Origin of the sequence: Streptomyces piniterrae (genome assembly GCF_005048155.1) — a bacterium.
In the GTDB taxonomy this organism is placed as follows: Bacteria; Actinomycetota; Actinomycetes; order Streptomycetales; family Streptomycetaceae; genus Streptomyces; species Streptomyces piniterrae.
The window spans coordinates 254246-280874 of record NZ_SUMB01000004.1; the positions used below are offsets into that span (position 1 = coordinate 254246).

Genomic DNA, 26629 nt, shown 5'->3' on the forward strand with positions numbered 1-26629 from the left:
CCCTGGCCTGCCACCTGCCCCGGTAGGCGCTTCGGCTTCCATGGTCCCCCTGGATCGGTCGACCGCACCACCCAGGGGCGCTGGCGTGCCTTGATCTCGACGTGGGACGTCGAGGTGGTCATGAGCGCGGACGGCGAGGTGGTCATGAACGCGGACGCCGAGGTGGTCGTGAACGAGGACGTCGAGGTGGTCATGAACGAGGCTTCGACTGCCGCCCTCTGGTCCGATCTCCGACTCTCGACTCCCGACTCCTGACTCCTGACTCCTGACTCCGACAAGCCGGAGTTCTTCTGGGATGAGACGGGCTCCTGGACTTACTAGTTCGGGGCGAACGCCCTCCCCTACCGGCGTGAGGCCGACCCCGTACCGCTGCTCGTCAGCCAGAGGACAAGCCGAGCATCATCGGAAGAGCACCGAGCCGGAAAATACGAGCAACACCGCCAGCGCCCCCACCACCAGCACGCCTGCCAGCACGAGTGCCACCTTCGGCGCCTTCGCCATGCGCTCCAGCACCTGGTAGATCACGGTGGGGACGAGCAGCGCGACCGTGACGGGCAGCAATACCGCCAGGCTCACCCCCACGACCGCGCCGGCGATCCGGAAGGGTCCCCAGAACAGCGCCAGCACCAGAGGGATCACGACGGCGCCCGACAGCCCGCCGACGAGTTCGACGAACCACGGCCGGTCGCCCATCCAGGGCAGCGTCGGGGTGCCAGTGATCACGTCGAAGAGGTCGAAGAACGCGTAGCTGCCGAGCGCAAGGATCAGCAGGACGGTCAGGGCCGCAGTCGCCCGGTAGTACCACCTGAGCCCTTTCGACCAATCCGTTCCCCCGCCGTCGAGCATCGTCGCCGTCGCCACCGCCGACCAGATCAGCCACCGCCGGATCAGCGCGGTGCCGGCGTCCGCCATCGCGTCGCGCAATACGCGGTCGGCCTCCACACGCAGCACTTTGCGGTCCTGGCTGGAGGTGTACGTCTCCTCCCCCGGTGGGTGGATCAGTCCGTCGTGCAGCAACGTGGCCGGAAGATGCTCCCCGGTCTTCGGCACGAGCCAGGTGAAGAGCGCGGGCACCGAGGTCAGATCGCTGCGGAACGTGCGGGTCTCCCGGGGCACCAGGAGCTCGCCGAAGTGCCGGTCGTCGTACGCGATGCGGCGCTGCATCGCGAACTGCTCACCGCCGCCATCGGCGTACCGGACCAGCTCGATCCGGGCCTTGGAACCGGGGACGGGTGAGATTTCCTTCTGCCCTTTGCCAGCGTCGACGCCACCGTCGTAGAACCGGGACGGCTGCGGGGTGAACGGTTTCTCGGCCGCCGCCGGGCCCTCATCCCGGCTCATCGCGCGGCCTCGCAGGCCCCGGTGTCCTCGATGCTCCGGTTGGGCCTGGGCAGCCGGCCGATCACGCAGAAGCCGTCGAACGCGGACATGCGTACCTCCCTCTCACCACACGGGTTCACACCCCGTCTCTTCCGGTTCTCTTCCGGCGATCGGCTGCCGCTATCCATCATTCTGATGCTCTGTCACCCATACGCCGCACCGCCGCCCTCCACCCGTTGACGCGGCGAGCCCAAATCGGTCCGTTCGGTCCAGGACGCACACCGCGTCTGGCTCTGCATCCGTTGTCTTCGCGTGCCTTCGCGCGTCTTCGCGGCGGGTGGGACGGCCCCCGCCGTATGGCGGCGTCTGTCCCACGTCAAGATCCGTTGCCCTCGGTCACCCACAGGGGTGGTGCTGCAGGCGACGGCGAACTACGGCCGGCCTCCGCGTCGTGGGTGGAGGCATGGACGAACGAATCGACGAGCAGCACCTTGGCGAACCCGGCCTACTGGTGCTCGAAATCACCGCCGCTGATGAGGCAACCGCCCAGGCCGCGATGGCGGACCTGGATGCGCTGTGGATGATCTCCGGAGTGCCCCGCGTGCGGCGCGTGCCCGGAGAGCCGGGCGTCCGGGCTCGCGTATACGCCACGCTGCGTCGTCCGGTCGGCCTTGGCTACACCGCCGAGGCTGGTACAAGGTCCAAGGCCGAGTTCGGTCTCCGGGCAGCGGATGTAGCACGCCTCCACGCCGGCCATGAGCGCCTCCACGGCCTGTTCCCGGGAAATCGCTGAACGAGCAGAGGCGGCGTCACATCTGGTGGATGTGACTCTTACCGGGATGGCGCGTGGTTGGTCTCCGTTCTCAGTGAAGCCAGTCGGCTGGGAGCTGATGACCAGGCGGACCACATCCGTTGAGACGGCCGTTTCATCGAGCGGTCCGCTGGCTCCGGACCGCCGCTTACCGAGTTGGGTGCGGCTTTCCTGAAGTCGCTTGTTGACCTGCGTAGTTGTGGGTCAGCCTGCCGTGATGGCGTGGCGGGCCTCTATCGTTTCGGGTGGGAGCGAGGCGGCTGTCGGATGCGTTCGGTCTCCGCCGCGAAATGGACCCGTTGAATGAGCATCTATCGGAGGCCGCGGAGCGGTTGGCTCAGTTGGAGATCGCCCGGGACGTGGTCATCGAGATCCTCGGCGAGACGGGCCCGGATCACGTGAAGGCCGGTTCGGCCACGGCTCGCCCGCCAGGTCGCCGAGACCGTCACGAACCCAGCGGACAACGCTGGGTTGGAAGGCGGCCGGCTCCGCGGCGCCGATGCATGTGTCCACGTTTTCCCGGCAAGGCCGAGTGCCTGCGCTACGACCAGGCACTCGCAGCCGGCCGGCCGATCGCGACCGGCGTGATCGAAGGCGCATGCCAGCATCTGATCGCCGACCGGCTCGGCCTCTCCGGCGCCTGCTGGGGCCTGCTGGGGCCCGCTGCGGCCTCGGTGGTGGTGCCGAAGCCGTCCGATGTCATCTCGCGTGAGGCGGCTCTTTCGCACAGATACCGGGACATGACATCACGCTTCGCCCTACGCTTGGGGCTGCCGCGGAGCGCTTGCGCCGCGCAGTGGGCGGGCGTCTGCACTCTGGTTCAGCGCGACGCCGAGAAGACCAGGGGGCCACGTCACATGGAATTGCGGGTCAAGGCGGCGCATGCCGAAGTCTCGGGCGACGCTTCTGGCTGGACAGGGGCCTTCGCTGACTGGCTTGTCGAGGACCGTCGGCTCGGTCGGCACACCGACATCCGTCGGGGCCGCTCGTCTTCGAGTGACGGGGGGATGTCGGGAGACCTCGTGAGCTGGATCAGCCTGGCTGTCGCCTCCGGCTCGTTCGCCACCGATTTGATCCTGGCGTACGGTCACTTCCGCGCATCGCTGCCCCGTCGGGTGCGGTCAGCCGCGCGACTGATCGTGGAGCACGGCGAGAGCCGCGTCATCATCGAGGAGGGCACGCCGGAGGACGCCGCCCGGGTCGTGCGGATGTTGAACGCCGCGCAAGCAGAAGACGAGGACACCTCGCACACTCCGTCAGCACCACCGGTCATACCACCAGCAGCAAACCCACCCCGGGGAGGGGAACCAGGCGGTGGCGCTGCCTGATCCGCGAGCCAGCCGCGCCGTACTCATCGGCGTGCACGACTATCGGCAGCTGGATCCCCTGCCGGGTGTGCAACTCGGGGCCCGCAGGCTGGCGAAGCTGTTACGCGACCCCCAGGTCTGGGGCCTGCCTCGCCATAACGTCACCCTTCTACACGCGCAGGCATCCGCCCACGAGGTGCTCGAAGCAGTCCGGAATGCCGGCGAGACCGCGACCGACACCCTCATCGTGTACTTCGCCGGTCACGGACTGCGTGACCGAGGCGGCGAACAGCTGTACCTGGCGTTGGCAGACGCCGACGAGGAGCACCTTGAGATCGGGACCCTGGCGTATCCGACGCTGCGCCGCGTGATCACCGGAGCTGGACGCCATGCCAGCCACCACATCACGGTGCTGGACTGCTGCTACAGCGGTCTTGCGGTCAGCATGGGGGGCGACGTCCCCGTCGTGGACCGTCCCAGTCTGGCGCGACTACTGGACGAGCAAGAAGAGGAAGAAGAGGAAGAAGACGGCACAGGCAAAGAGGGCGACTACGGCAGCTGTGTGCTGACCTCCGCGGCCCGGACGGAACGCTCGTTCACGCCGCGCGGCAGGTACCCGGACTTCACGGGCGAGCTGATCCACGTTCTGGAACACGGCATCTCCGAAGCGGGGCCTACGCTCAGCATCGACGACATCTGGCGGCGCGTACGCCTCCGGCTCCAGCGGCGCGACCTGGCCCTACCTCAGCAGTTCGGCCACAACGCGGCGGCTAGACGGCCATGGGTCCACAACCGCGCCCATCACGCGCCGCGCCCTGAACCGACTACGAAGCCCGCCGCCCCACCCGCGGCCACACGTTCGGTCACGCCGTCAGCCACGCCGTCAGTCACGCCTGCGGCTCTGTCAGCGGCCGAGCGCCCCAGCCAGGCCCCGGCCAGTTCCGGGACGCCAGACCTGCGGCGCCCGGAGAGCCCCGGCCAGGCAGAGTCGCGGGAAGCCACCCAACCCACTGCCGGCCGCGGGAACCCGAAACAGCCCGCCTCGACAACCGCTTGGCCACGCCCGGACCGGAGTTCCAGCAATGCGAGTCCCCGGCCGATGCTCCGACGACGCACCTTCGTCATGGTCGGCGCCGTCATAACCGCCCTGGGCGGCATGTCCGCTGGAATCCTGGCCACCCGGGACAAGTCCAACGGCGACGAGGATCCTACGGACATCGGTGGTCCCGAATTCACCGGCCAGAAACCAACCAGCCCTCAGCCCACGCCGACGCCAACGCCAAACACCCGCTCCGCCCCCGAAGTCCAAGCTCTCGATGCGCTCACGGGCCATCCCGATAAAGTCTCGTCGGTGGCGTTCAGCCCGGATGGCAAACTCCTCGCCACCAGTAGCAGTGACACACTCCGACTCTGGCATGTGGGCACTCGCAAGCAGTTCGGCAAACCACTCACCGACCCCACCGGCGTGATCAGTTCACTGGCATTCAGCCCGGACGGCAAGTTGCTTGCCAGTAGCAGCTTCGGGCAAGTAGTGCAGTTGTGGGATGTAAACACCCGCACACAGGGCAAGCCACTCACCGGCTATGCGGAAGCCGTCCTATCGGTGGCTTTCAGCCCGGACGGCAAACTCCTCGCCGCCAGCGACGCGAGGGGCGATGCAAGCGCATCCGCGTACGCAGCGTCCTTGTGGGATGTGGCCACACGCAAGCAACTGGGCAAGCCGCTCATCGGCCACACCGTCCCCGTCTGGTCCGTGGCTTTCAGCCCGGACGGCAAACTCCTCGCCACGGGCAGCAACGATGAAACAGTGCTGCTGTGGGACGTGACCACCCACAATCAGCAGGGCAAACCCCTCACCGGCCACACCGGCTCCGTCTCGTCGGTGGCTTTCAGCCCGGATGGCAAACTCCTCGCCACCGGCAGCTGGGATGGAACAGCCCGGCTGTGGGATGTAACCACCCATAAACAGCTGGGCAAACCCCTCACCGGCCACACCGGCTCCGTCTCGTCGGTGGCCTTCAGCCCAGACGGCAAACTCCTCGCCACGGGCAGCAAGGATCAAACGGTGCTGCTGTGGGATGTGACCAGTCATAGGCGGCTGGGCAAACCCGTCACCGGCCACACCGGCTCGGTCTTGTCGGTGACTTTCAGCCCGGATGGCAAACTCCTCGCCACCGGCAGCGCGGATCGCACGGTACGACTGTGGCAGCTGAAATAGCGCTCGTCTCGAATCGCCGAGCTTCACCGACTCGATATTCTTCGTCGATCCGTTGGCCATGAGCACCCTGGTGCCGGCCAGGAAGCACTTGAAGCACTTGAAGCACTTGGCTTTCTTGGCGATTCGTGGGCCTTCGGTGATGTCTTCGATGCCCTCGCCGAGCTTCTTGAGGAGCTTGATCTTTCCGACGGAAAGGATCACCGGCTTTCGGTCGTGGCCGACTGTCGCCAACGAGGTGATTCGCCCGCGGCTACCCGATATATGAGGTGGCCCCAGTCTCCACCACCCCAAGGAATCTTGAAACAGGAAAGGCGCTGGCCAGGTCCGCGATTCGCGTCAAATCTGCCTCTGTATACGAACTTTGGGGGCATGAGACCTCGCCGTCTTGGATAGCGATGCGCTAGACCGCGCGGCTCCCAAGATCTGGAGTCCGTGCCGTCCTGGGTCGCAGCGCCAGGGCATCAGTCCCCATAGCTGAAAGGTTCCCCATCATCGTGCAACCGGCTCAAGAGTTCGGCGACAACCCTGTCGAAGTACGTGAAACCGGGCACTACACGGAGGAGTATGTCCCCAGCTTTGTCGAGAAATGGGACGCGCTCATAGATTGGGAGAAGAGGGCGGAGAGCGAAGGTAATTTCTTCATCGACCTGCTACGCAAGTGGGGGGTGAGGAGTGTGCTCGACGTCGCGACGGGCACAGGATTTCACTCCGTACGGCTGCTGGCTGCCGGTTTTGAAACCGTCAGTGCGGACGGCAGCGCGGAAATGCTGGCGAGGGCGTTCGAGAACGGAACGAAGCAAGGAGGGCACATCCTGCGAGTCGTGCAGGCGGACTGGCGGTGGCTCAACAGAGACGTCCACGGGGAATACGATGCCATCGTGTGCCTCGGCAATTCCTTCACGCATCTCTTCTCGGAACGTGCACGGCGCAAGGCGCTGGCTGAGTTCTACGCGATGCTCAAGCACGACGGAATTCTCGTACTGGATCAGCGCAACTACGATGCGATCCTGGATGACGGGTTCACGAGCAAGCACAGGTACTACTACTGTGGCGAAGATGTCATCGTGGAGCCGGAGTATGTCGACGAGGGCCTGTGCCGTATGCGGTACAGCTTCCCGGACAATTCCACGTACCACCTCAACATGTTCCCGCTGCGGAAGGACTACACCCGGCGGCTGATGTCCGAAGTGGGTTTCCAGCGCATCGAGACCTACGGCGACTTCCAGCACACCTACAGGGGTGAGCAGCCGGACTTCTTCGTGCATGTTGCGGAGAAGGAGTACCGGATGGAGGGCGAGGAGCAGTACAAGGGCGCGGTCGGCACCGCCCGTAGCTACTACAACTCGCCGGACGCCGACACCTTCTACGCCACGGTGTGGGGCGGCGAGGACATTCATATCGGCCTCTACGAAAGCCCCGTGGAGTCCATCGCGGACGCCAGCCGGCGCACCGTCGAGCGGATGGCGTCGAAACTGGATCTGACCCGGGATTCCGTGGTGCTCGATCTCGGTTCCGGGTTCGGCGGCTCGGCGCGGTATCTGGCAGAGACGTACGGTTGCCGGGTCCTCGCACTCAATCTCAGCGAGGTGGAGAACCAGCGCCACAAGGAGCTGAACTCGGCCCGCGGGCTCACCGACAGGATCGAGGTCGTGGACGGGTCCTTCGAAGACATCCCGTACCCGGACGACCAGGTCGATGTCATCTGGTCCCAGGACGCCTTCCTGCACAGCGGGAACCGGGTCCAGGTCCTCGAGGAGATCGCGCGGGTGCTGCGGCCCGGCGGCCATCTCATCTTCACCGACCCGATGGCGACGGCGGACGGCGGCTCCACCGACGTGCTGCAGCCGATTCTCGACCGAATCCATCTGGACGACATGGGCTCGCCGGGCTTCTACACACGCGAGCTGAACCGGCTCGGATTCACCGCCGTCGAGGAGGGCTTCGAAGAGCACCGCGAGCAGCTGGTGAACCACTACACGCGGGTCCTTGAGGAGACCAAGCACCAAGAGACCGAAGGGCTGGCCAGAAAGATCAGTCACGACTACCTCGCCCAGATGAAGAAGGGGCTCGGCCACTGGATCGACGGAGGTCGCGAGAAGCACCTCACCTGGGGCATCTTCCACTTCAGGCTCGACACCGACGGTTGAGCAGCGTCAGTCGCTCAAGCGGTGGGCATGGGGCCCGATACTGGCCGCGGTTGGGGCGATAAAGATCTGGATGTGGGTTCCGGCAGTGCGTGAGGGCCCAACGCTGTTGCGTTATGGATATGGGGCCGGCGATGTGTGGATGACGACAGCTTCGGTGAGTGTCTTGGCCGACTGAGGCCAGTCCCGGCTTTTCGCCATCCCCACGCACGCGCCCGCAGGCGCCACACCACGGGAGCTCGGCCTCCCCGCCTTGGTCATCATGCTGCCCATCGTGGAGGTTCGCCGGGCTCCCGTCCGGGTGCCGGTGCCGGCTGGCGGCACCGGGAGGGCGGCGGCGGCGAACGCTGATGCCGAACCGGACCACTTCATCACCGCAGCGTTATGGGCTCCTGTCACCTTCTATTGACTTCTATTGACCTGAGCTCATCGCCCACCTGGAGGAACGCACATCGCGACTCTCTGCCCCCTGCTCCGCTGGCGCGGGGACGGGTACCTTCGCGGTGATGCGGGTGGAGCGGGAAGGCTGGTGGAAGCGTGGCACAGGACACTGAGAGTCGCACGCCCTACCGGGGGCTGATCCTGGATTTCGTGGGGGTGCTGACCGAGGGGGTACGGACCGCACACCACTCCTGGTGCGTATCTGAAGGGTTCGCGCCGAACGCGTGGTGGGTCACGCTCGAGCACCACCCTGAGGGGCGGGAACTGTACGCGGCGCTGGAGTCAGGCCGGCTGTCGCAAGCCGAGTGGAACCGTCGTACGGCCACGCTGCTGGGGGTGGACGATCACCACAATCTGATGGGTCGAGTGTGGTCGGGTGTGCGCCCGGCGGTGGGCATGGTCGCCCTCGCGCAGGCGGCCCGGCGGGCCGGGTACACGGTGGCGTTGTTGTCGAACTCCTTCGGTGTGGACCCGTACAACCCGTATGAGACGTTGGGCGTGTGGGAACTATTCGACGAGCGGGTGATCTCCGAGCAGGAGGGCATCGCCAAGCCTGATCCGGCGATCTACCAGCGCACTCTGGACCGCATGCAGTTGCCTGGGGAAGCGTGCGTGTTCGTGGATGACAACCCGGTGAACCTTCCTCCGGCGGCTGCGCTCGGCATCACCACGATCCACGCGAACGGCCAGGCCGACACGGTGAAACGGCTGTCGAAGCTTCTGGGGACTCTCCCGACCGTCGCATGAACCGCCACCGGAGGTGCGGATCCAACCTGGCGTCGACCTGACCGACAGGGAAGACCTGTTCTGGCCCTGCTGCCTGCCCAATTCCGTACGACGGCACCCTCGCGCTCTCAGCCATGCCGGCGGCCCGTCAGCGGCTCGCGGGTTGGAGAGGATCGAGGAGCTTCCCGGCCCGGTCGATGTCCTTGTCAACAACGCGGCGGTCGGCTCGAAGACGGTCGACCGGTACGTGGACGGCCAGGGCCCGGTCCGCTGCGCGGGTATCCCGACTACGACCAGGCGTGGTCGTAGTGGCGGGCCCGTCATGTCCTGGTGGTAAAGCGACAGATCGGCAGCATGCCGGGTACAGGGGGCACTACCGGTGCCTCCCGCCTCAAGGTGAGGGCCCACATCCGGTTCTTTCCGGAGCTGTGGCAGTTCCGCAGCCTGCCCATGTAGCAGGACATCGCTTCCACCATTGAGGCGAAGAGGGTGGTGTCCGACTACAGCCGGAAGACAGCGGCGGTAGCACACGCAGCACAGTGTCACGGCACCCCGCAGGCAGGAGGAGCCGACGGGGTGCAGGGGTACTGCTGTGGCCGTCGCTCAACGCCTCTCTTCGAGCTTGTAGTCGTAGTAGTCGGTCGGGCCGGTGAGAACTGCCTGGAAGTACAGCGGCTCGCCATCCGTATCGAGCGGCACCTCATGGCCTGCCGTACGCGTGAAACCGAGGGAGAGCCTGGGCACCGCCCAGTAGCTGGGCTCGTCGTGCAGGACGGTGTGGCCCATTTCTTCAATTTGCCGGATCAGTTGGAGAGCGGGGGTACGGAACACGTCGATCCCACGGAAGCGGACCGTGATGTGCTCAGGGCCGGGGCGCGGGATCCACAGTTCGGCATATTCGAGGGTCTTGGCGTCTTCCATGACGAAGTTGATCTCGAACTGGGGGTGGAGGGTGAGGATCCGCATCGGGTGGAAGAAGTCCGGGGCATCCTCGTCCCGTACCCTGATTTCACCCAGTTCCGCAGCTGCCGCTTTGACGGCCTCGGCAGGCATGCCCAGAGGGAAGCCTGTGATGCCGTTCGGCGGGTCCAGTTCGATTTCCATGGCGGTCATCGTAGGAGGCCGGCTCTGACCTTCCAGCCGGTGTCTGCCAAGGCTTGTGAAACTTGCGGTTGAGCGGCAGGGAGTTCGACCATCTCTCTGCTGGCGACGTCGCACTTGCTGCCGTGCTTCCCTCAGGTCTCGTCGATGTCCATCTTCAGTGCCCCATCGAACCTCTGGAGGCTTCGGCGACCCCATAACTGCACGCTCATTCTGGAGCCGGTTGGCTTCAACTTCACTGCCTAGGCCGGTGTGGATGTGACCGACCGAAGTGGACACGATGTGACACCAGCAGGTCTGGCCTGCCGCGGCCAGCGTTGGCGAATCCTGGGGAAAAGGAATTGCCCTCCTCGGTCCCAACAGGGAGAGGAGGGCGGTGTTGCATCGGACAATGGCAGTCAGACCCCGCGCAGGGCGTTCCAGGTCTCCGGACCGACGATGCCGTCAACCCCGAGGCCGTTCACGTCCTGGAAGTACACGACCCAGCTCTCCGTCCGGGGGCCGAAGTCCCCATCAACTTGGAGCGGAGTACCTCCGTTCCAGAGGTTGATGAGGCACTGAACTTCCCTGACCCGGTCGCCGCGGTCGCCGCGCCCGGTCGTCGCGTTGCCGTCGTAGTAGCCGCAGTACGCGGCTGCATCCTTCACAGTGGGGCTTGCGGGTACGGCAGTTGGCGTCGCGGAGTGGGCGCCGGCTGGTGCAGCCGTCAGCAACACCCCAGCCAGTACGGTCGCGGCAGCTACTGCAATGCGTCGACGCGAGAGCATGAACAGTTCCCTCCCTTGAGCCGCGTGTTAGATACACGCGGTGAAGCGATCGTGTGCCGGATCGCCACAGGGAGACTGGCGCCCGGAACGGGCCGTCATGCATGCGCCGCCTGATTTCACTCCTGTGTGTGATACCGCCTCGGGTACGCAGGCACACGTGCCTACGGGCGGCCTCGCCACCGCCCCGACCGTCCTTGAACAGCCGCTGACGCTGGTGCCAGTAGAGAGCGTCATTCCTCTCACGCCACACTCGCTGCGCGGTGTGGCACTGCCTCGTCGCACCCGGCCGAGAAGGAACCGTCGTGGTCCAGCTGCTCGTTCACGAACAGTCGAAGCGGTCCTTGTACGGGCGGCCTGGACAGGTGCGGCACTCGAAGAGATAGACCCCACCCATGTCGCCCAGCATCAGAGCGGCGTCTTCGTACTCAACGTCCTGATCCTCGATCGGAGTCCAGGTCAGCCGGGACACCGCATCCGCCTCGGTGCTCTCCACCGTCAGCAAGTGATCCATTGGTTTCCCGCATTCTGAGCAGTCCGGCCACTGCGGATCCTGACACCAGCCGGGGTGCCCGCCCAGTTTGGTCCCCGGAGCGGTGGACAAGTGGTACTGGTAGTCCCACCCGGTCTCGGCTTCCACGTGCACGAAACGCGGCTCCAACGTGTCCCAGAGCCCGTCGTCCAGATCCCAACTCGGGTACTCGATGACCAGCTCTGGATGGACGACGCAGGGCTTTGGTATCCGTCCGAATCGGATCTGGGTAGGTGCCGGGGGTGTCTCGCACGTGCTTCCAATCGCCGCTGCGTCCCGCCAGTGCACTTCAGGGATGACCCATCGGCCGTCGTGGTCCCGCGGGCACCAGAGCACCTGGAGGAGGTCGCATCCGGGTGGAAACGGTACGAGGTCCAGGGCATCGGCGGCGTAGAGCTGGAGCACTGGCACCATCGGCGACCCGGGGTGCTCCGGACACGCGGACCAGGGGTCCTGCTCGGGCCACAACAGCGGGCCGCCCACTGAACTGTCCCGCGACGTCGGGCTGCCCGCGCGGGGGTGCAGCCGCACCGTCTGCCTCTGGAGTGAGGCAAGCTCGGGGAAGAGCTGCTCGACGTCCAAGGGGCGGGGAGGCGTATGACGGGGCACAGGCGACAGCGTAGGTGTGCCATGACAGCTGGTGCGTGGCGGTATTCGTGCCGCGCAGCATGTGGCGTGCATGCAGCTCGGCAGAGTCGCCCTTGGGCGTCGTGAAGTGGTGTGCGACCAGGCGTGGTTCGAGGTAAGCGGTCCCGGTGATGGCGGTGCGGTGTCGCCATTGACCGGCTGGTGATCGGGCGCAGGCCAGGTGCGGGTCCGAGGACGGCCGAAGGCAGGTCCTCAGCCAGGCCGGCGAGGGCGCCACTACCGCATCCCCCCCCCGTAGCCCCCGAGCCAGACCGGTGGCGTTGAAGATCTGCACCTGCCGCCAGGACCGTGTGCTCGGGGCCGGTGGAAGATAAATGCGTTGGACGGCGCCCACCACACCTCGGCAAAGTGGCTGCCCGTGACGAGCAGTGAGCTGTGGACCCGTGCGACCGCCGACCGCTACGACACCGAGGAACACGAGATGTCATCGGCTGCTGTCCTTGGACCGACTGTCAGTTTTCTCACCGAACTCGCCGGAGATGGCCGGGCCTTGGAGTTCGCCATCGGAACCGGACGCGTGGGCATCCCGCTCCGTGAACGTGGCGTGCCAGTGGTGGGCATCGAACTGTCCGAGCACATGGCAGCAGCCCTGCGACGCAAGGTCGACGAGAACACGCTCCCGGTCGCCATCGGAGACATGGCCACGACCGTCGTCCCGGGCGAGTTCTCCCTGGTCTATCTCGTCTACAACACCATCACGAACCTGCTCACGCAGGACGAGCAGATCGAGTGCTTCCGCAACGCCGCACGCCACCTGGCGCCCGGCGGCCGATTCGTCATCGAGTTGGGTGTGCCGCCGTTGCGGTTCCTGCCGCCCGGACAGGTCGCGGTGCCGTTCGACGTCTCCGAGCGCCACCTCGGCTTCGACACCTTCGACCTGGTCGAGCAGATTCTCGTCTCACACCACCTCACCCGCGATGGCGACGACGGCCGCTACCGGCGCGGCAGTTCCCGGCACCGGTACGCCTGGCCCTCGGAGCTCGACCTGATGGCCCGGATCGCGGGGCTGGAGCTGGAACGGCGCGTCGCGGACTGGGACGGGGCTCCGTTCACCCAGGACTCCGCCAAGCACATCTCCGTGTGGCGCAAGCCGGCGTGAGGCCAGCGTTCGTGGGCGGACTGCCGGGTGGCGCCGGCGGCGTAAGAGAGGGCTGCTCCCAGGTGGCGCCACGCTCGCGCTCGGCGGCGACGATGTCTTGAACGAGGCTCTGGGTCAGCCGTACCAGTTCAAGTGCCTGGCGCAGGATGTCAGCACGGCACTTGCATGGCACTTGAGGGAGCGGTTCTCCGGCGAGGGGTGAGACGCCCCCCGGCGGCCCCCGGCACCATCGCGCCGCGCGTTCGTGGTGCCGATGGGTTGCCTGGGTTGCCCGTGCCGGTTTGATGAATGCCCGGCACGGGGGCCAGCGGGCGTTACAGGTTGGGCTCCCGTGCCTACCGACGGCCGGTGGTTCGGGTGAAGGACGTGCGTGGCAGGGCCGCGATGAGGTGATCGAGTTCGGGGCGGGTGCCGATGGTGATGCGTACGCTGTCGGGGGCGCCCCAGGTGGTCAGGGAGCGTACGAGGACCCCGTGGTGTTCCAGTTCGGCGGCGACGGTGTCGGCGTTGCCGACGCGGGCCTGGAGGAAGTTGCCGGCCGAGGGCAGATAGGGGATGCCGAGGCCGGTGAGGGCGTCGGCGAGCAGTTTGCGGTGGGTGATGGTCTCGTGCCGGCGGTGCGCGATCTCGTGAGCGGGGGCGGCCAGGGAGGCCTCGGCCGCCGCCAGGCCGAGGGTGTTGACCTCGAAGGGGACCTGGGCCGACATGGCCGCCTGGACGAGGTCGGGCGGCATGACGGCGTAGCCGACGCGGAGGCCGGCCAGGCCGTAGATCTTGGAGAAGGTGCGCAGGACCACCAGGCGGTGGGCGTGCCGGCCGGTTGCCGAGGCGGCGAATTCGTGGATGCCGTCGGGGTAGTCCGGGTCGTCGACGTACTCGAAGTAGGCCTCGTCCAGGACGGGAACGACATGGGCGGGCAGCCGGTCGAGGAAGTCGGAGACCTCGGCGCGGGTGAGCAGGCCGCCTGACGGGTTGTTGGGGTTGGCCAGGTAGGCGATCTTCGTCCGCGGGGTGATGGCGCGGAGGATGGCGTCGGTGTCGAAGGAGCCCTCGGCGGTGAGCGGGACCCCCACCGGGGTGGCCCCCATTTTCAGCGTCTCCAGGTGGTACGCGAGGAAGCTCGGGCGGCCGAACACCGCCTCGTCACCCGGTTCCAGGAGGCAGAGGGAGAGGTAGTGCATGATCGCGGTGGTGCCACCGGCGACGAAGACGCGTTCCTCAGGGATGCCGTGGTGGGCGGCGATGGCCCGGCGGAGGGTGGAGTAGTCGCCTTCGGGGTAGCGGTTTCCGGCGGCGATGGCCGCGCGCACGGCCTGTTGTGCCGACGGGAGAGGGCCGTAGCTGCCCTCGTTCTGGGCGAGTTGGACGAGCGGGCCCGGGGCGCTCTCCGGGGTGGTGCGGCGGAGTACCGCCACGCCACCGGTTCGGTAGCGCGACAGCTGCGCGAGCGCGGGCCTGATGTGGAACGTTGTGGTCATGCGATCCCCCGTGGATTGATGACGTAGAACGTGTGGTGTGTTGCGTGTTGCGGGTGGTGTGTTGCGTCTCTTGGGCGTCGGACGCGGGCGGGCGCCTGGGACGCCACAGGCGCCTCGGCCCCGTCGGACGCCTCGGGCGCCCCGAGCGCGTCCCCGTCAGTCCGGCAGGGCGATGGACATCTCGTGGCCGAAGACGCCCAGCGGGTTCCAGCGGGCCCGGATGCGCTGGAGCCTGGGGTAGTTGTCCTTGTAGTAGAGGTCGTGCCAGGGGACCTTGGCGGAGTTGTCGAGCAGGTCGAGGTCCGGGTAGTTGATGTAGCTGCCGTCCGTCTGCTCGTTGACCACCGGCACGCCGTCGGTCGCGGCGAACAGGTCGTGGAAGAAGTTCCGGACCCAGGAGACGTGCTGCTCGTCCTGGCCGGCGTCGGTCCACATGCTGACCAGGTGCGCCAGCATCACCGAGTCGCGGTGCGGGTACGCCGTGGCGTGCGGGTCGACGGCGTTGATCCGGCCGCCGAAGGAGATGAACATGATCCGGGCGCCGGGGTTCTGGTAGTTGACCTGCGTGAGGTGGTGGTACATGGCCGCGATCTGTTCGTCGGTCCAACCCCTGCGCATCTGCGCCACCTTGGCCTTGAAGCGCATCGTCGGCTGTTCCGGCCCGTTGAAGCCGTTCCACTGGGTGGAGTGCAGCCAGCCCAGCTCCTGGCGCTCCTCGCGGAACGGGACGCCCACGCCTTCGTTGACCGCCCTGACGAACCGGTCGAGGCGGGCTACGGCATCCGGCGCGGTCGCGTCGACCTGGGTGTGCATGGTGACCGTGCCCGCCGCCAGCGGCGCCGGCTCCAGCTGGCTGAACAGGTCCGCGTTCGGCGAGCCGTCGGCGTCGTTCGCCTCGTGCCAGGCACCGAAGTTCCGTACCAGCCCGGCGAACGCGGCCGGCGGCAGGTCCTGCCACGCCCAGGTGACGGTGCTGATCAGCACCCTGCTCGGCGGGTGCGGGAGCTGCTCCGACGGGTCGTGACCGGTCGCCTTGGGCGAACGGAACCAGTAGCGGACCACGCAGCCGAAGTTGCCGCCCCCGCCCCCGGTGTGTGCCCAGAACAGGTCCCGGTTCGGATCGGAGGCCTCGCGGGTGGCGAAGACGGTACGGACCCGCCGGTGCCGGTCGACGACCACGACCTCGATGGCGTAGAGGTGGTCGATCACCAGACCGTGCCGGCGCGAGAGCAGGCCGTACCCGCCGCCCAGCGCATGCCCGCCGACGCCGACGCTCGGGCACGACCCGCCGGGCAGCGTCACGCCCCACCCCTTGTAGAGCGTGGCGTAGACATCGCCGAGGAGGGCGCCCGGCTCCACGACGAACGCCCGGTGGCGGGAGTCGTAATACACCTGCTTCATCAGCGACATGTCGATGATGACCTGGCCATCGACCAGGCCCTCGTAGCAGTGACCGCCGCTGCGGACGGATACCGGGACATCGGCCCGGACTGCGTCCTCGACCGCGTCGACGACCTGACGGGCGGACGAGACGAGCCGGACGTACTCGGGCCGGCTGGTCCAGCGCTGGTTGGCGCCGGTGGCCAGATCGTCGAAGCGGGGGTCCTTGGGCCCGACGGTGATCGCGCCGCCGTGACCACCGTGACCGCCATGAGCGCCGTGACCGTCGTGACCACTGTGATCGTTGGAGACCTGCTGCATTGGGGACGTACCTCCTTGGACGAGCGAGCGCACCCGCGCAGGGGTGGCTGCGATCGGTGAGTTGGTGTGCTGGGTGAGCGCCCCGGGGCGGTGTGGTGTGCCCCCCGGGGCGGGACGGTGCCGACGTGTGCCCTATAGGGCCGGCGTGTGCTCTGCGGGACTGGTGTGTCCCTTACGGGAGCTGGGGCGTGCCCTACGGGAGCTGGTGCGTGCCCTACGGGGCTGGTGCCGTGCCCTACGGGGCTGGTGTGCGCCCTGTAGGGCCGAGGGCCCGTCTCGCCGTGCCTACGACGAGACGGCAGCGCAGCTCAGCGCGCGGGCCGGGCTCGGCACCGGCACGGTCGGCTCGTCCGGCGGCAGGAGCGTGGTGAACGGCGGCATCTCCTCGGCGGGGATGCGCAGTTCGAGGACGCCGGGGAGGTCCGGGTGCCGCTCGTGGTAGTCGGCGAGATGGGCGCGCAGCTCCGCGGCCGTGCCCGCGCTGCCGACCCAGAGCCGGTCGGACGGGCCCAGACCGCGGGCCACCTGGGCGACGTCCACCGGTGCGTACTGGACGCACTCGATCCGCGCGTCGAAGAACGTCTGCTGGCGGGTGGCGCACATGCCGTGCATGTTGTTGTTGAAGATCACGAAGAGCACCGGGAGCTGCAGATCGACGGCCGTGTGCAGTTCCAGCCCGTTCATCAGGAAGGCGCCGTCACCGCACAGCACGGTGGTGCGGGTGCCGGCCGGCGAGCCCAGCTGGGCTCCGACCGCCGCGGCCAGGCTGTAGCCCATCCCGCCCATGCCGAGCGCGATCGTCGAGGTGCCGCCGGCCGGCACATCGGAGAGGTGGATCGCCGCCGAGGCGCAGTTGCCGGCGTCCAGCACCACATGCCCGTCACGGGGCAGGTACGCCGTCAGCAGCGAGATCGCCTCGCTCTGCCGCAGATCGTCGCCGTCGGCGCCGTGCCCGGAGGGCCGGGACGGGACCGGGGGCGCGAGCCGGGGCAGGAAGCGGCGCAGCTCGTACGCGGCCGGCGCCGGCACCTCGAAGGGCTCGTCGTCCCACAGCCGCAGCAGATGCTCGAAGGTGAGACCGGCGTCGCCCCGTACGACGAGCCGCGGCGCCACGGCCCGGATGGCCTCCCCCGGGTCGGGGTTGACCACCGCCACCGCGGCGCCGTTCAGGCCCGGGACCGGGCCGCGGGTCATCATGTTGAGCCCGGTTCCTACGGCGACCACCAGGTCCGCGTCGAGCACCGTGTCCACCACGGAGGTGTGGCCGGCCACCCCGAGCACACCGAGGTAGAGCGGGTCATCGTTGGGGAACTCGCCCCGCGCGCCCATCGTGGTCGCCACGCGAACCCCCGTCCGCTGGGCGAACCGCACCACCGCCGACGGGTCGCCGCTCCTGCGCACCCCGTGGCCCAGCACAAAGACCGGCCGCTTCGCCCGGCGTATCGCGTCGAAGAGCGTGTGCGCCGCCTCACGGTCGAACGCCGGGCGCTCCGCCACGTCCGCGAGCGTCGCGGGGAAGCCGTCGGGACGGTCCCCGACCTCCACCTCGTACACATCACGGGGCACCAGGACCGCGACCGGCCCGGGGCGCCCACTGAGCGCGGTCCGTGCGGCATCGAGCACATCGCGCCAGAAAGTCTCCGGCGGGCCGAGCTTGACGACCTTCTTGGTGATCGCGCCCAGCATGGCCTCGGCGTCGACCGTCCGGCCGATACCCGACGAGTCCTGGAATGCTCCCCGGCCCTCCAGAGTGGTGGGCGGTTGGCCGATAAGGGCCAGTACCGGAACGGACTCGGCGTACGACTCGGCGAGCCCGACGGCGAGGTTCATCATTCCCCCGCCCGATGTCGCACAGCAGACGCCCAGGGTGCGGTGCACCCTCGCCCGTGCATCGGCCATGAATGCCGCGCCGTCCTCCCGGCGGGCCATCACCGACTGGAGCCGGCCCTCCCCCAGGCGGTGCACGGCATCGTGAAGATGTTCAATATTCGCTCCGCTGACCCCGAACACATACCGCGTGTCCCAGTCGCGGAGAAGTGTGACCAGCGCATCGGAAACGCGCATCTTTGATCCCCCGTTTGATCCCCCGTTGAATCCGCCGCGGGGTCATGCATCTGTCCTCGGTCGTGCGCTACCCCTGTTTCGCTTTCCCGTTCCCGCGGCGGATGTGTTCCTTGGCGTGTCGTGCTCTCCGTTACGTACCGGAGCCGAACCGGCTTTCCAAAATGGTCTTGAGGTTCTTTGTCTCAATCTTGTGGATCGCGTCGAAGTTCGGCCAGATGTCGCCCACCCAGTAGCGGTCGGTCCTGGCCCGGCCCGCCCGGATGTACTCAGGGACATCCGTCACGGCGCGGTCGTAATACGGGTGCTTGCAGTTCGTCCACAGCACCACTGTCCCGGGCCGGTTCAGCGTACGAGTGGCGTCGATGACGGTGAAGTAGTAACGCATCCACAGCTCATGGCCCTGGTCCCAGGCGCACGGGTAGTTGATGAGACCGTGCTCGGGGCCCTTGAGCGGTTCCGCGCGGACGAAGATCTCGGTGTTCGGCTGGATCGCCTCCCGCCCGCGGTACATGCCGCCGCCGACGTACGACAGATCGCGGATGCTGAACGTCCACTCCTCAAGGGAGTGCACATTCGCGCAGTACTCGAAGACCACGTCGTACGGTACGTCGATGTACTCGGCGAGCGAGCAGTACTGACCGAAGATCTCCTCGTGCGAGTAGGTCTCCTTGGTCATGTCGCGCATGAGCTTTTCGATGTCACCGCTGCTGGTGTTCTCACAGCGCACCAGATCCAGCGCCGGCAGATCCGCGCCGGCGAGTGGATGGTTGTGGTCCGTTGATTTCATGAGTGATTCTCCCCCGTCATTTCGCGTCTGCGGCAGCGCCGGTTTGGCCGTTCCACCGCACGGTCATCGCACTCACCATGTCGCCCCCATTGGAGAACGTGCCGAATGCGAGCAGATCGCCCTGCCGGACAAGACCCTGGTCCAAGGCGTCCGCGAGGGTCACCGGAAGTGACCCGTGAAAGAGATTGCCGTATTTGGCGAGAGTGTCGTGAGCGCGCGGTTTGTCGATACCGCACCGCCGGCGCCACTCCGCGATGTACTCGTCGTTGGGCTGATGGGTGATGAGCAGCGAGACGTCCTCGGCCGTCACCCCGGCCTGCTTCAGCGCATGCGCCACGGCCTCCGGAACCAGCGTCAGCGCGTTCTCCCGCAGCAACTCCAGCCGCTCACGGGTGAAATTGACCGTGATGGGGCCGCAGCCCCGCTCCCAGTAATTCCGGAACACGCCGTCCACGAAGTCGGGTTCGAAGCGCAGCAGCCCGTAATGCGCGCCGTGCGAGCGCTCGAAGCCGGAGAGAATGGACGGGTCACCGGGCGTCAGCAGAGTCGCCGTGGCTCCGTCACCGAGCACCCGCGAGCGCGTGGAACGCTGGAACTCCGGAAGCCGCGAGACGAAGTTGGTCACGGTCAGCACCACGATGTTCCGGTGCCGGCCTGACTCGATGAACGCCTGCGCCGTACGCAGCCCCGAAAGCCACGAACAGCAGCTCGTGTCGACCTGCAGGATCGTCGCCCCATCCGCGCCGATCCGCCCCTGGACGTCCGACCCGATACCGGGCCAGAACGTATCGTTGAACTGGCAGCTGTAGATGATGAGATCCAGCTCGCCCGCGGACATTCCCGTCCGATCGAGCAACTTCTGTACGGCGTGCACCCCGAGATCCGCCGAGGAGTACTCCGGCGAGGCGAAGCGACGCTCCGCGACGCCCCGGAAAAACGCGTGCTCCGCCAATTCGTCGTCACCGGCCGAGTGGTCGGCATTCGAGACCACCCGGTCCGGCATGAAACTGACAACATCGACTATCCGTGCGGACAGCGACATCTCAACCCTCCCCCAGGTCAAGAAAGTGTGCTGCGTGCTGTTGGCTCCCCCCGGCCTCCCGCGCCGGAATTACCGAATTTACGCATCCCCGCGTTTGATCGTCCCGATTCCCCCATTCCTTCCTTGAGCGCCGCTTGAGCGCCGCTTGAGCACCCCTTGAATTCCCCTCGAATGCCCTTTGGTTGCTCCGTGGGCTGAGGGTCCTGGCGGGGCCCTACCGAGGGCCCCGCCTGGGCCCGCCAAGAACCCCTACCGGGGCCCTACCGAAGGTCCTACTGGGGTTCCCCCCACTTGCCCTCCGCGGCCGAACGGTTGACGTACGACTTGAAATCGGCGGGCTGCCGTCCGAGCGCCTGCTGAACCCCCTCGCTCAGCCGCTCGTCCCAGCCGTTCCGGATCACCCCGAACAGGCCCGCGAGCAGCCCCGCGTGCTCCTCCGGCAGACCGGCCGAGGTGGCACCGCGGACGAACTCCTCCGGCGGGATGTCGACGAACTGGACCGGACGGTTCAGCGCCTCACCGATCAACGCGGCGGCCTGTCCGAACGACAGCGCCTCGGGCCCGCTCAGCTCGTAGATCTGCCCGGCGTGCCGCTCGTCGGTGAGCGCCGCGGCGGCGACCTCGGCGATGTCCTCGGCGTCCACGAACGGGACCTTCCCGTCGCCCGCCGGCGCCGCGATCACGCCCTGCATCACCTGCGGCTGGAAGAACTCCTCACTGAAGTTCTGCGCGAACCACGCCGGACGCACCACGGTCCACGCCACTCCGGAGTCGCGCACCGCGCGTTCACAGGTGAGCGCATCCGGATTCTCCGCGCGGTCGATACCCCGGGCGGAGAGCAGCACCAGCCGCCGCACGCCCAGGTCGACGGCGCGCCGTACGAAGCCCGGCACCAGCGTCACCTGCTGGCTCGGCAGCGCCGGCGGTACCAGATACACAGCATCCGCGCCGGTCAGGGCGCCCTGCCAGGTGGAGTCGTCCAGCCAGTCGAAAGGAATCTCGGTGGAACGCGATGCGGGCCGGACGGTGTGCCCTCCGGCGCGCAGCTTGCTGACCACGCGTCGCCCGGTTTTGCCAGTCCCCCCGAGGACGGTCACGATTTGAGTCATGCCTGAGATCCAACCGGACGCCGTGACGCGACGGCATGGCCGAACGTCCACCGTTCATGTGCATTCGTCCACGGCGCGCACGTCCGTTCGTCTACCGTGAGCCCGTGGATGTGCTCGCGGACTTACTTCGGCATTCCAGGGCGCGCGGCGCCGCCGTCGCACGGTCGATCGTTCAACCACCGTGGTCTGTCTGTTACTCGGACGCGGCACCGATGTCAATACAAGCCGTCATACGAGGAAGCGCCTGGCTACTCAGGGACGGCGAACCGGCGAGGCGGCTGCGGGCCGGCGATATCGCCATAGTCCGAGGTCCCGAGCCACACACCCTCGCCGACGACCCCGCCACCCCGGCACACATCGTCGTCTACGGTCCGAACAGCTGCGCCCTGGCCGACGAACCCCCCGACCGGGCGGGCGACCGCTGGCGAGTCTCGGCGGGTAAGACTTACGGCGAGCAGCGCAACGGGCAACACGCCGGCCAACGCGACGGGGACCCCAACGGGGACCACAACAGGACCCGTGGCCGGAACCATGACCGGAACCATGACCGGAATGACGGATACCACGACGGGGACACCGCCATCATCCGAGGCGCGTACCAATTCGCCGGCGACGTCTCACCGTGGCTCCTGGAATCGCTGCCTCCGGTCCTTCTCCTCTCCGGAGCGACCGGCGCCGAGGGGATTCTCGAACTCGTCGCCACGGAGGTCGACCGCCCCGAGGCCGTCCAGCCCGTGGTCCTGGACCGCCTCCTCGACCTCCTCTTCATGGTCTCGCTGCGTACCTGGACGGAGCGGCAGGACGGCGAGCCGCCGCCCTGGCACCGGGCCATGGCCGACCCCGCCATCGGCCGCGCACTGCAACTGCTGCACCAGCACCCGGCCCGCCCCTGGACCGTCGGCAAACTGGCCGACGCCGTCGGACTCTCCCGCTCCGGTTTCGCCCACCGGTTCCACGCCCTGGTCGGCAGGCCCCCGATGAGCTACCTGACCCAGTGGCGCATCACCCTCGCCGCCGGCCTCCTGACCGAGCCCGGCCACACCCTGGACAGCATCGCCCGCACCGTCGGCTACGCGGACGCGTTCTCCCTCAGCAGCACCTTCAAGCGGGTGCGGGGGGTCAGCCCCAACGAGTACCGGGACGGGGTCGGTTGAGGCATTTGCCTCTGCCGGCTCCCACGCCTGCTGCTTGAGCGCCATACGGCGAGCCAGTGGAGCAGCGTACGAGCGCACTGAAACGCACGGCATGAGCTCCGGGGCCCAAGTTACGGCCTTTCGCCGTGCGGGTCCTACGTCCAGCAGGTGTGCACCGCGCGATGCCGAAACCGGCCCGAGCGCCTCGATGCGAAGCCGCGCCGAGGATCGGTACTCCCCTGCTCCCAGCTCGCGGACCATCGAAATTTCACCTCCATTTCAGTGTCCGGGCCCATGGTTGGCGAGACCTCGCAGAGCCGGAGAGGCAGGCACGAACGCCCGGAACGGAGGTGGGCGTTGCGGCATGGCATGCATCGACAAGTTGGTGCGGGAGTTGGCGGACCGGATCGGTTCCAGGACAGAGAAGGAACTCGGCACGTTCGCCGCCCGCGACGGCGTGACCAGAGCCTTGATGCTCAACAACGAATGGTGAGCCCGACGGGCGCGCGCCGCCCGGACGAGGTGTGAGACGGAAACGGGGAACGGATCCGCATGGCGGAAACCAAGGGCGTACTGCTGCCGGCCTACGTACTCGCCGACGAGTCGGGCTCGATGGGCCCGTACAAGGAGGAGCTGTCCAACGGCCTGATCTCGCTCTGCGAGGGGCTGCGGGCCGAGCCGATGGTCGCGGCCAAGCTGCGGCTGGCGGTGCTGGGTTTCTCCGACGACGTGGAGGTGCGTCTCGCGGTGGCCGACATGCGCCACGAGACCAGCCTGCCGCAGGTCGAGATCCGGGGCCTGACCAACTACAAGGCGGTCTTCGACGACCTGCTGGACCGGATCCCGTCCGACATCCAGTGGCTGCGCGGCGAGGGCTACAAGGTGCACCGGCCGGTGGTGTTCTTCCTCAGCGACGGACAGCCGACCGACCGGGGGGCCTGGCGGAAGCCGCACGGCCGGCTCACCGACCGGGCGCAGACGCCGACCGCCCCCAACATCGTGGCCTGCGGAATCGGTGACGCCCAGGCCCGCACCATGGTGGAGGTGGCGACGCGGCCGGAGTTCGCCTTCGTGGCCAAGCCCGGGACCGACATCGGGCGGGCGGTCGCAGAGTTCTTCCATGCGCTCACCGCGAGCCTCGTCGCCTCCGGCCAGGCACTGAACTCGGGCAGCCCGCAGCTGGTGGTGAACCGCCCGGAACAGTTCAGCATGGCGATCGACGAGGTCGGATAGTGGGCATGGACCGCCGCCGCCTCCACAGCGCCGACGACGGCCGGGCCGCGGCACCGGCGCCGCCCGTCGCGCCGTGGGCCGTACCGTGGCAGCGCATCACGGTGGGAACACCCGGCCCCGAGTTCGAGGCCCGGCCGCCGGGCCAGTATGCCTTCGACTTCCCCGACACCGAGTGCGACGGCTGGTCGACGTCATCCCTCTGCCTGCGCTTCGCCTCGGTGCGCGGCGCCAAGCACCGCTACTACCGGCAGCCCCGCCAGGACGCGGCGCGGGCCGCCGTCCACGAGGAGAGCGGCAGCATCGTGTTCGCGGTCGCCGACGGCGTGTCCAGCGCCTCCAGTTCGGAGCTCGGCGCCGTCGAAGCCTGCCGGTCGTCGGTGGAGCGGATGCTGTACCTGCTGTCGTCCGGCGAAGGCGAGCTGGACTTCCGGGACGTGGTGCTGCACGCCGCCGAGCGGCTGCGGCAGCTGGCCATGTGGCGCTTGGGCGGCAGGGAGCCCGAGGCGGGCGAGGTTGCGGGGCTGTACGCGACGACCCTGGTGGCCGGCGTGGTGCGGCCCGACCCGGCAGGGCCCACGGCCGAGCTGTGCCGCATCGCCGACTCGGTGGCCTGGGTGCTGGATCGGTCCAATGGCCGCTACCAGCCGCTCTTCAGCTCCAAGACCGGCTCCGACACCCTGCTGGTGTCGAACGAGGTCACCCCGCTCCCCCACGTGCCCGAGGTGCTCGAACACGCCAGTGTGCGGCTGGAGTCCGGGCACGCCCTGCTGGTCGGCACCGACGGCTTCGCGGACCCACTCGGCGACGGGGACGGCCAGGTGGGCGCCCTCTTCGCCCACCACCTGGCCGCGCCGACCTCCCCGGCATGGCTCGCGCACCTCCTCGACTTCTCCCGGGAGACCTTCGACGACGACCGCACGCTGCTGGTGATCTGGCGGCAGATGGGAGCAGCGGCAGAGTGAACCACACACCCCCGTCCACACCTGTTGTCGAACGCGGCATGCTCACCCTGGGGCGCCAACTCGGCCAAGGCGGGCAGGGCACGGTGCACCAGGTCGCCAACAAGAAGATCAACAAGGCGGTGGACGGCGGCTGGGACGTTGCCTACAAGGAGTACTCCCCTGCCGTACTGCCTGAGTTGGACGCCGCCGCGCTGGCCGCGCAGGTGGATCTGCCCGGCAGACTGACCGCCGCGGAAGGCCGCTGGCTGTGCGACAAGACGGCCTGGCCGGCGGCCGTGGTTCGGCACAACGGCCACACCTGCGGGCTGCTCATGCGCCTGGTGCCCGACCGCTTCCAGTTCACCTTCAGGAGCCTGACCAGCACGTCCGCCGGCACCCGGCGACTGGCCAACCTGGAGTATCTGCTCAACACCGACACCTACGTCGCCGGGATCGGCCTCAGCATCAGCGACCGCGACCGGGTCCTCCTCCTGGCCGACCTGGCGGCCACCCTCAACCGGCTCCACCGCATCGGTATCACCGTCGGCGACCTCTCGCCCAAGAACCTGCTGTTCACCACCGATCCGGAGCCCGAGTGCTTCCTCATCGACTGCGACGCCATGCGCCTGCGGGGCGCCACCACGCTGCCCCAGGCCGAGACACCTGACTGGCAGATCCCCGCCGGCGAGGAGAAGGCAACCCGCTCCAGCGACGTCTACAAGTTCGCCCTGCTCGCCGTCCGGCTCTTCGCCCGCGACCAGACGGCCACCGACCCGGCCGCGCTGACCGCGATCGACCCGAAGCTCGCCGACCTCGCCCGCAGCAGTCTCAGCCAGGACCCGGCCCGGCGGCCGACACCGGCGGCCTGGGCGGAGCAGCTCGCCGCCACCGCACGCACGGCATCCGCCGCCCCCGCCACGCCGTCGACCGCTCCTCGGCGGAGAACGGGGCCGCCCACCACGCCGTCAGCGCGCGGCCCTCGTACGGTGCCGTCACCGGGAAACGCGGCCCCAGCGGGGCCACTGCGCGGAAACACCTCCGCGGGCAAGATCGGTGCTGGACTTGTCGCCGCCTTCATCGCCCTGTTGGTCCTCATCGGCGTGACCGTCTCGGACAACGACGGTTCGTCCGCCGCGGACTCCTCCTCCCCGTCGACCTACCAACCGGCCGAGCCATCCTCCGACGACTCCTACCTACCGGAGGACACATCCACCACACCGGAGGCGACACCGTCCGAGGAGGAGGAAACGGAGACCCCGTCGGCCACGCCCGACCCCGTCGGGGACGCCGAGATCGGTTCCTGCTTCGACGACGAAGGAACGACCGACGACCCGGACCTGAGCGCCACGGCCTGCACGACCGGGGCCTTCAAGGTAGTGGACCTCTACCACGACACCACCGACCTGGACAGGTGCGACAACGTCACCGACAGGGACCGGAGCGTCTCCTCGACCGCCCACGACCTGGTGCTGTGCCTGAGCTACCTCAGCCCCGGCGGCGACGCCTACCACGCCGAGCAGGGCGACTGTGTCTACGGCTCGAATGCCACGGGGCCCTGGGACAAGGAGTCCTGCGAGACCGGCAACTTCAAGGTCCTCGCCGTCTACCGCGGCGGTGACAAGTCGAAGTGTGACGGCTGGCCGCGCTACAACCGCTGGCAGCGGATCAGCGGTCCCGACACCTCCAACCTGGACGTCCTGCTGTGCCTGTCGATGAACTACCCGGATGACATCGGCTACGCGACAGTGCGCCAGTGCCTCCTCAAGCGCGGCAGCGACGACAACGCGACGTTCACCAACACCGGCTCATGCGGCACCTCCAACGTCGTCGTCACCGGACGCACCAGCCGCTACAGCGACGCTGCCTTCTGCGGCAACAACGGGTGGTCGAGCTGGCGGAACCGGAACTATCCGGACCTCGCCTACACCGTGTGCTACCGGTCGCGGTGATGCCCCGGCTCCGGCACCACACGCGCGTTTCAGGTCCCAGGAAAACCTGAGAAGGGAGCTTCGGTGGGCGACCACTACTGG

General features: G+C 67.8%; 22 protein-coding genes and 2 pseudogenes. 13 read left to right on the top strand and 11 right to left on the bottom strand.

Going from position 1 to position 26629, the window contains the following annotated elements; genetic code table 11:
* Positions 1-90 precede the first annotated feature (90 nt).
* On the top strand, positions 91-255 hold the full coding sequence (locus tag FCH28_RS38100; RefSeq protein ID WP_169314147.1) for a hypothetical protein: 165 nt from the start codon (positions 91-93) through the stop codon (positions 253-255).
* A 144-nt stretch (positions 256-399) separates the two neighbouring features.
* Here the strand turns inward: FCH28_RS38100 and FCH28_RS13800 are convergent, their stop codons facing one another.
* The gene (locus FCH28_RS13800) at positions 400-1341 is read right to left on the bottom strand and encodes a DUF1353 domain-containing protein (protein WP_136740171.1); all 942 of its coding nucleotides are present in this window, start codon (positions 1339-1341) and stop codon (positions 400-402) included.
* A gap of 442 nt (positions 1342-1783) precedes the next feature.
* Here FCH28_RS13800 and FCH28_RS38670 point away from each other — a divergent pair, with 442 nt between their 5' ends.
* Entirely contained in the window at positions 1784-2113 is a 330-nt protein-coding gene (locus FCH28_RS38670) for a DUF6207 family protein (protein WP_222852419.1), read from the top strand.
* Here the strand turns inward: FCH28_RS38670 and FCH28_RS40190 are convergent.
* Positions 2087-2227 (bottom strand): annotated as a pseudogene (locus tag FCH28_RS40190) (hypothetical protein); the annotation flags it as partial. The gene FCH28_RS38670 and the pseudogene FCH28_RS40190 overlap by 27 nt on opposite strands.
* Before the next feature lie 761 nt (positions 2228-2988).
* On the opposite strand from FCH28_RS40190, the gene FCH28_RS39165 reads away from it, so the two are divergent.
* The 5 genes and pseudogenes from FCH28_RS39165 to FCH28_RS40070 all read left to right on the top strand — a co-directional run.
* The gene (locus FCH28_RS39165; protein WP_246102902.1) at positions 2989-3459 is read left to right on the top strand and encodes an effector-associated constant component EACC1; all 471 of its coding nucleotides are present in this window, start codon (positions 2989-2991) and stop codon (positions 3457-3459) included.
* On the top strand, positions 3446-5656 hold the full coding sequence (locus tag FCH28_RS13815) for a caspase, EACC1-associated type (RefSeq protein WP_136740173.1): 2211 nt from the start codon (positions 3446-3448) through the stop codon (positions 5654-5656). Before FCH28_RS39165 ends, FCH28_RS13815 begins: the two co-directional genes overlap by 14 nt.
* Before the next feature lie 494 nt (positions 5657-6150).
* Positions 6151-7803: a glycine/sarcosine N-methyltransferase gene (locus tag FCH28_RS13820; protein WP_136740174.1), complete on the top strand. Its 1653-nt coding sequence runs from the start codon at positions 6151-6153 to the stop codon at positions 7801-7803.
* 534 nt (positions 7804-8337) lie between these two features.
* Positions 8338-8988, top strand: coding sequence for an HAD-IA family hydrolase (locus tag FCH28_RS13825; RefSeq protein WP_136740175.1), 651 nt, complete (start codon positions 8338-8340; stop codon positions 8986-8988).
* 300 nt (positions 8989-9288) lie between these two features.
* Positions 9289-9423: pseudogene (locus FCH28_RS40070) on the top strand (tryptophan 2,3-dioxygenase); the annotation flags it as partial.
* A gap of 147 nt (positions 9424-9570) precedes the next feature.
* Here FCH28_RS40070 and FCH28_RS13835 read toward each other — a convergent pair.
* From FCH28_RS13835 to FCH28_RS39170, 3 genes are all read right to left on the bottom strand, one after another.
* Entirely contained in the window at positions 9571-10080 is a 510-nt protein-coding gene (locus tag FCH28_RS13835; protein ID WP_246102779.1) for a hypothetical protein, read from the bottom strand.
* Between the two features lie 386 nt (positions 10081-10466).
* On the bottom strand, positions 10467-10715 hold the full coding sequence (locus FCH28_RS13840) for a peptidoglycan-binding domain-containing protein (RefSeq protein WP_169314148.1): 249 nt from the start codon (positions 10713-10715) through the stop codon (positions 10467-10469).
* A gap of 439 nt (positions 10716-11154) precedes the next feature.
* Positions 11155-11346 carry a hypothetical protein gene (locus FCH28_RS39170; RefSeq protein WP_246102782.1) on the bottom strand — a complete coding sequence of 64 codons (192 nt, stop codon included), beginning with the start codon at positions 11344-11346 and terminating at the stop codon, positions 11155-11157.
* 1024 nt (positions 11347-12370) lie between these two features.
* Between FCH28_RS39170 and FCH28_RS13850 the strand changes: the two genes are divergently transcribed.
* Positions 12371-13111 carry a class I SAM-dependent DNA methyltransferase gene (locus FCH28_RS13850; protein ID WP_136740178.1) on the top strand — a complete coding sequence of 247 codons (741 nt, stop codon included), beginning with the start codon at positions 12371-12373 and terminating at the stop codon, positions 13109-13111.
* A 335-nt stretch (positions 13112-13446) separates the two neighbouring features.
* Here FCH28_RS13850 and FCH28_RS13855 read toward each other — a convergent pair whose 3' ends face one another.
* The 6 genes from FCH28_RS13855 to FCH28_RS13880 all read right to left on the bottom strand — a co-directional run bounded on the left by FCH28_RS13855 (position 13447) and on the right by FCH28_RS13880 (position 21292).
* On the bottom strand, positions 13447-14589 hold the full coding sequence (locus FCH28_RS13855; RefSeq protein ID WP_136740179.1) for a pyridoxal phosphate-dependent aminotransferase: 1143 nt from the start codon (positions 14587-14589) through the stop codon (positions 13447-13449).
* 156 nt (positions 14590-14745) lie between these two features.
* On the bottom strand, positions 14746-16290 hold the full coding sequence (locus FCH28_RS13860; RefSeq protein ID WP_136740180.1) for an FAD-binding oxidoreductase: 1545 nt from the start codon (positions 16288-16290) through the stop codon (positions 14746-14748).
* A 285-nt stretch (positions 16291-16575) separates the two neighbouring features.
* Positions 16576-18354 carry a thiamine pyrophosphate-binding protein gene (locus FCH28_RS13865; RefSeq protein ID WP_136740181.1) on the bottom strand — a complete coding sequence of 593 codons (1779 nt, stop codon included), beginning with the start codon at positions 18352-18354 and terminating at the stop codon, positions 16576-16578.
* Positions 18355-18484: 130 nt separating this feature from the next.
* Positions 18485-19141: a hypothetical protein gene (locus FCH28_RS13870; protein ID WP_136740182.1), complete on the bottom strand. Its 657-nt coding sequence runs from the start codon at positions 19139-19141 to the stop codon at positions 18485-18487.
* A gap of 16 nt (positions 19142-19157) precedes the next feature.
* Positions 19158-20183 (bottom strand): 3-oxoacyl-ACP synthase III family protein, encoded by a 1026-nt coding sequence (locus FCH28_RS13875; RefSeq protein ID WP_136740183.1) that lies wholly within the window; start codon positions 20181-20183, stop codon positions 19158-19160.
* A 272-nt stretch (positions 20184-20455) separates the two neighbouring features.
* Positions 20456-21292 carry an SDR family oxidoreductase gene (locus FCH28_RS13880; RefSeq protein WP_136740184.1) on the bottom strand — a complete coding sequence of 279 codons (837 nt, stop codon included), beginning with the start codon at positions 21290-21292 and terminating at the stop codon, positions 20456-20458.
* A 56-nt stretch (positions 21293-21348) separates the two neighbouring features.
* Between FCH28_RS13880 and FCH28_RS13885 the strand changes: the two genes are divergently transcribed.
* The 5 genes from FCH28_RS13885 to FCH28_RS13900 all read left to right on the top strand — a co-directional run bounded on the left by FCH28_RS13885 (position 21349) and on the right by FCH28_RS13900 (position 26548).
* Positions 21349-22446, top strand: a complete 1098-nt coding sequence (locus FCH28_RS13885; protein ID WP_246102785.1) for an AraC family transcriptional regulator — start codon at positions 21349-21351, stop codon at positions 22444-22446.
* 343 nt (positions 22447-22789) lie between these two features.
* Entirely contained in the window at positions 22790-22918 is a 129-nt protein-coding gene (locus tag FCH28_RS39705) for a hypothetical protein (protein WP_281289708.1), read from the top strand.
* A gap of 59 nt (positions 22919-22977) precedes the next feature.
* A complete protein-coding gene (locus tag FCH28_RS13890; protein WP_136740186.1) occupies positions 22978-23658 on the top strand; it encodes a vWA domain-containing protein in 681 nt (226 codons plus the stop codon).
* Positions 23659-23663: 5 nt separating this feature from the next.
* Complete coding sequence (locus FCH28_RS13895; RefSeq protein ID WP_136740187.1) at positions 23664-24620, top strand: protein phosphatase 2C domain-containing protein; 957 nt, start codon at positions 23664-23666, stop codon at positions 24618-24620.
* Entirely contained in the window at positions 24617-26548 is a 1932-nt protein-coding gene (locus tag FCH28_RS13900) for an LppU/SCO3897 family protein (RefSeq protein ID WP_136740188.1), read from the top strand. Before FCH28_RS13895 ends, FCH28_RS13900 begins: the two co-directional genes overlap by 4 nt.
* The last annotated feature ends 81 nt before the right edge of the window (positions 26549-26629 follow it).